Annotated in this window: 4 protein-coding genes and 1 pseudogene; all 5 read left to right on the top strand. The window is 61.8% G+C overall.

Annotated elements, in window-relative coordinates; genetic code table 11:
* A pseudogene (locus EN884_RS28475) lies at positions 1 to 318 on the top strand (PD40 domain-containing protein); the annotation flags it as partial.
* Between the two features lie 39 nt (positions 319 to 357).
* On the top strand, positions 358 to 708 hold the full coding sequence (locus EN884_RS28470) for a four helix bundle protein (RefSeq protein ID WP_224618753.1): 351 nt from the start codon (positions 358 to 360) through the stop codon (positions 706 to 708).
* A gap of 270 nt (positions 709 to 978) precedes the next feature.
* Complete coding sequence (gene pal / locus EN884_RS28465) at positions 979 to 1,485, top strand: peptidoglycan-associated lipoprotein Pal (RefSeq protein WP_013529149.1); 507 nt, start codon at positions 979 to 981, stop codon at positions 1,483 to 1,485.
* Positions 1,486 to 1,705: 220 nt separating this feature from the next.
* A complete protein-coding gene (ybgF, locus tag EN884_RS28460; RefSeq protein WP_027162518.1) occupies positions 1,706 to 2,815 on the top strand; it encodes a tol-pal system protein YbgF in 1,110 nt (369 codons plus the stop codon).
* 57 nt (positions 2,816 to 2,872) lie between these two features.
* Positions 2,873 to 3,972: tRNA lysidine(34) synthetase TilS (tilS, locus tag EN884_RS28455; protein ID WP_128360870.1), on the top strand; the 1,100-nt coding region annotated here is incomplete at its 3' end.

Raw genomic sequence — 3,972 nt, 5'->3', positions numbered from 1 at the left:
ATCTGGAATTCGCCGCCGGTCTGCTTGGTGAAGGCAATCAGGTCGCCGCGCGGCGACCTGATTGCCTTCACCAAGCAGACCGGCGGCGAATTCCAGATCGGGGTCATGAAGACCGATGGATCGGGTGAGCGCATCCTCTCCTCCGGCTTCCAGCAGGAGGGACCGACCTGGGCGCCGAATGGCCGCGTGCTGATGTTCTTCCGCGATTCCGCCGGTGGCCCCAAACTGGTTTCGGTCGATCTGACCGGACGCAACGAGCAATCGATCCCGACGGCGAACTTCGCTTCGGACCCTGCCTGGTCGCCGCTGCTGGAGTAAGAGACGAACTGAGGAACTGGGGAATTGAAGAACTGAAGAATGGAGAAGGCGGGCGGCCACATCAAGCGTGCGAAGGATCTAGAGGTTTATAAGCGCGCTTATGTGGTCTCTCTTGACGTGCATAAAGCTACGCTCGCCTTCCCGAAAATGGAGCAATACGCACTGGCTGATCAGTTGCGTCGCTCCAGCAAGGGAATCTGCGCCAATTTGGCTGAGGGATTTGCCAAGCAGACTCACTCCAAACCCGAATTCGCGCGGTTCATTTCGATGGCAATGGGTCATGCAGCGAAGTGGAGACGTGGATTTCCTAAGCGTTCGACCTTGGATACATCAGCCAGGCACAACACGACGATTGGCTGCGATCCTATGCCCATATCTACGGCATGCTGATCAATCTGAGAGAAAAGCTGAAGTGAATTCTCTCTTCAGTTCCTCAATTCCCCAACTCTTCAATTCCTCTTTTCCATCTCTTTGTCGCGTTTTGGCCGTATTTCCGCCTAGGGTCCGCGCCAACTGTGGCTCATGGCCAATGGCTGCGGACGGGCAGCTTAAACCAAAATTTAACCGTGTTTCTTGAATGCCGGTTAACCCAAACGTGGTTACTGGGTGATCAACGAAATCACTCAAATTAGACCACTCGAATTACGAAGGAGAGGCGGCATGGGCCGTATTGCAGCACTTACCAGAAACCCGGTCATGATCGCGCTGGTGGCGATGCTCGCCATCGCCGGTTGCGCCTCGAAAAAGACGCCGAACAACGCGGCCGATCTTGGCCTTAACGGCGCCGGCGCCGCAACACCCGGATCGGCGCAGGACTTCACCGTCAACATTGGCGACCGCATCTTCTTCGATACGGACTCGACCTCGATCCGTGCCGACGCGCAGACGACGCTCTCGCGCCAGGCACAGTGGCTGAACCAGTACAAGCAGTATGCCATCGTCGTCGAAGGCCATGCCGACGAACGCGGAACGCGCGAATACAATCTGGCGCTCGGCGCCCGCCGCGCAGCCGCTACCCGTGACTTCCTTGTCGCCAAGGGCGTCTCGGCCAGCCGTCTCAAGACCATTTCCTACGGCAAGGAACGTCCGGTCGCGGTTTGCGACGACATCTCTTGCTGGTCGCAGAATCGCCGCGCGGTCACTACGCTTAGCGGCGCTGGCTCCTGAGGCATCATGGACCGGCGCGTCAAAGGACGCGTGGCCGTCTAGCGGTAAAAATGCAACATACTTGTGCGAAAGGCGGCCTTGGGGCCGCCTTTTTCATATCCGGATGCCCGAAACAAAATTTGGCCGAAGTCTCGGCTCCTGCTATGAGCCGAGGGCGCTTGGCTGGTCCCATTCTGATTGGAAGGCGCGAACAAGCTAACGAAATCACTGCGAGAGGCACATGCATTTGAGATCGGTTCTGAGCGGCACGCTTGCGCTGCTGCTCCTATCAGGCGTCACCGCCCTGGCTAGCGGCACCGGGGCGAGCGGCACAGGGCAATCAACCGACAGCGGCTTTACCTTCCATCTTCCCAGTATCGAATTGCCCGGCTTTTTTGGTCAAAAGAAGAAACCGGACCAGGTTCAGCTGGTGCAGTCCGATCCTACCGCTGTCACCAGCCTGGAAGAGCAGCTGCGGCAGATGAACGGCAAGATCGAGGAACTCAATTTCCAGGTCCTGCAAATGCAGGAGCAGATCCGCAAGCAGCAGGAAGATAATGAATTCCGCTTCCAGCAGCTGGAAGGTGGCGGCACGCAAGGCGGACAGCCGCCGGCGCAGAAGAAATCGGACGCCACCACCGGCACCGACAACAACGTGGCGGCGGCCCCGGCAACACGGGCGCCGGCCGATGCCGGCGCCGAGCCCGCCAACGATCAATCGGCAGTCGGCAAGACGGTCGAGGACGTCATCGTCGAATCTCCGGATGGCGACCCCGGCAAGGTTATTCCCGGTACGGGAGCGCCGGAAAAGACCTTCGGCAGCATCACCGTCGACAAGAACGGCAATGTCATCGATGCCGGCGGCAACACACAATCGACCGCGCCGGCGCAGGATACCGCGCCAGTCGCCGGGGCGGCGCCCAAGGCCGGCAAATCCGATACGGTGGTCGCGGCGTTGCCCGCCACCAACAATCCGGAAGAGCTCTACCGCAACTCATACCAGTTCATCCTCTCGGGCGACTACGGCACCGCCGAGCAGGGTTTTCGCGACCACATCGCCCGCTTCCCCAAGGATGCGAAGGCCGCGGACGCGCATTACTGGCTGGGCGAGTCATTGCTCGGCCAGCAGAAATACCGCGATGCGGCCGAGACGTTCCTTGCCGCCAGCAAGGACTACCCCAAGGCCAAGAAAGCTCCCGATATGTTGCTGAAGCTCGGCGTGTCGCTGGTCGGCCTCAAGCAGCATGACGTTGCCTGCGCCACTTTCAGCGAGGTCGGCAAGCGCTACCCCGATATTTCCAGCGCGCTCAAGGAACGCGTCAAGCAGGAGAAGGCTCTGGCTGCCTGCTGATCCTTGTCATACATGTCGTTGTCCTGAAACCGGGATCACTTTTGGGCGACATGCATCATGCTCGACACCGAGCCGGACCTCTCGACTAACCCTTTTTCGCATATCGATTTTACCAGCGGCGCTGTTGCGGCCGTGTCCGGCGGCAGCGACTCGACCGCCCTGCTCCTTCTTCTCAAACACCATCTCGAACGTAGGGCGCCGGCAACCAGGCTGCTGGCGGTGACGATCGACCACGGTTTGCGGTCCGGTTCGGCTGCGGAAGCGCAAACAGTGGCGAAGCTGTGCGCCAGGCTCGGAATTTCACACCGCATCCTGACATGGTCGGGTCCAAAGCCATCGACCGGTCTGCCCGCCGCCGCTCGCGAGGCGCGCTACCGGCTGCTAGCCGAGGCGGCACAAGCGGAAGGCATCGGCATGATCCTCACCGGCCATACCGCCGACGACCAGGCGGAAACGGTGCTGATGCGGCACGCGCGGGACGAGGGCCAAGGCCATGCCGGCATGGCCGGCCGGGGACTTGCCGGCATGGCGCCGGCCACCCTCTATGACTGGCGCATTTGGATCGTGCGGCCGCTCCTCGGCGTGCGGCGCGCGGCATTGCGCGACGTCCTGCGCCGTCAAAATGTCGGCTGGGCTGACGATCCGACCAATGACGACGCGGCTTTCGAGCGGCCGCGTGTGCGGGCCGCACTTGCCGGCGAGAGTGTCGAGCATGTGAAGGGCATGTTGATGCTCGCGGGCCAGGCCGCCCTCGAGCGCAGGCAGCTTGGCGCCAGCGCAGCCGGTTTGATCGATGGCTTCGCCAGCCAGCCAGCCATCGGCCTCATCCGCCTCGACCCGTGCCTGCTCTCCTCCGGTGACGAGCAGGCGGCCGTCTATGCGTTGCGCATCCTTCTGGCCACGACCGGCGGGATTGCCTTCCTGCCGGATCAGGCCCGCAGCGAGGCTCTGTTCGGTCGGCTGAGGGCTGGATTTCTTTGCGCCACATTGTCGCGGACGGTTGTCGATTCCCGGCGCTCCGGCATATTCCTGCGCCGCGAGGCGCGCGGACTGCCCGCCGCCGCTGCCGCCACCGGCAGCACCCTGTGGGACGGCCGCCGGCACATCACATTGAACGACAGCAGCAGCGCATTGTTGATTGCCCCGTTAGGCACGGC

Source organism: Mesorhizobium sp. M7A.F.Ca.AU.001.01.1.1 (assembly GCF_004022735.1).
GTDB classification, from domain to species: Bacteria; Pseudomonadota; Alphaproteobacteria; order Rhizobiales; family Rhizobiaceae; genus Mesorhizobium; species Mesorhizobium ciceri.
The sequence above is the reverse complement of the archived record's forward strand: the minus strand, read 5'-3'. Positions and strand labels throughout refer to the sequence as shown.

Excerpts from the sequence above, each read along its gene's own strand:
- EN884_RS28470 (WP_224618753.1), top strand. The coding sequence starts at position 358 with ATGGAGAAGGCGGGCGGCCACATCAAGCGTGCGAAGGATCTAGAGGTT.
- pal (WP_013529149.1), top strand. The coding sequence starts at position 979 with ATGGGCCGTATTGCAGCACTTACCAGAAACCCGGTCATGATCGCGCTG.
- ybgF (WP_027162518.1), top strand. The coding sequence starts at position 1,706 with ATGCATTTGAGATCGGTTCTGAGCGGCACGCTTGCGCTGCTGCTCCTA.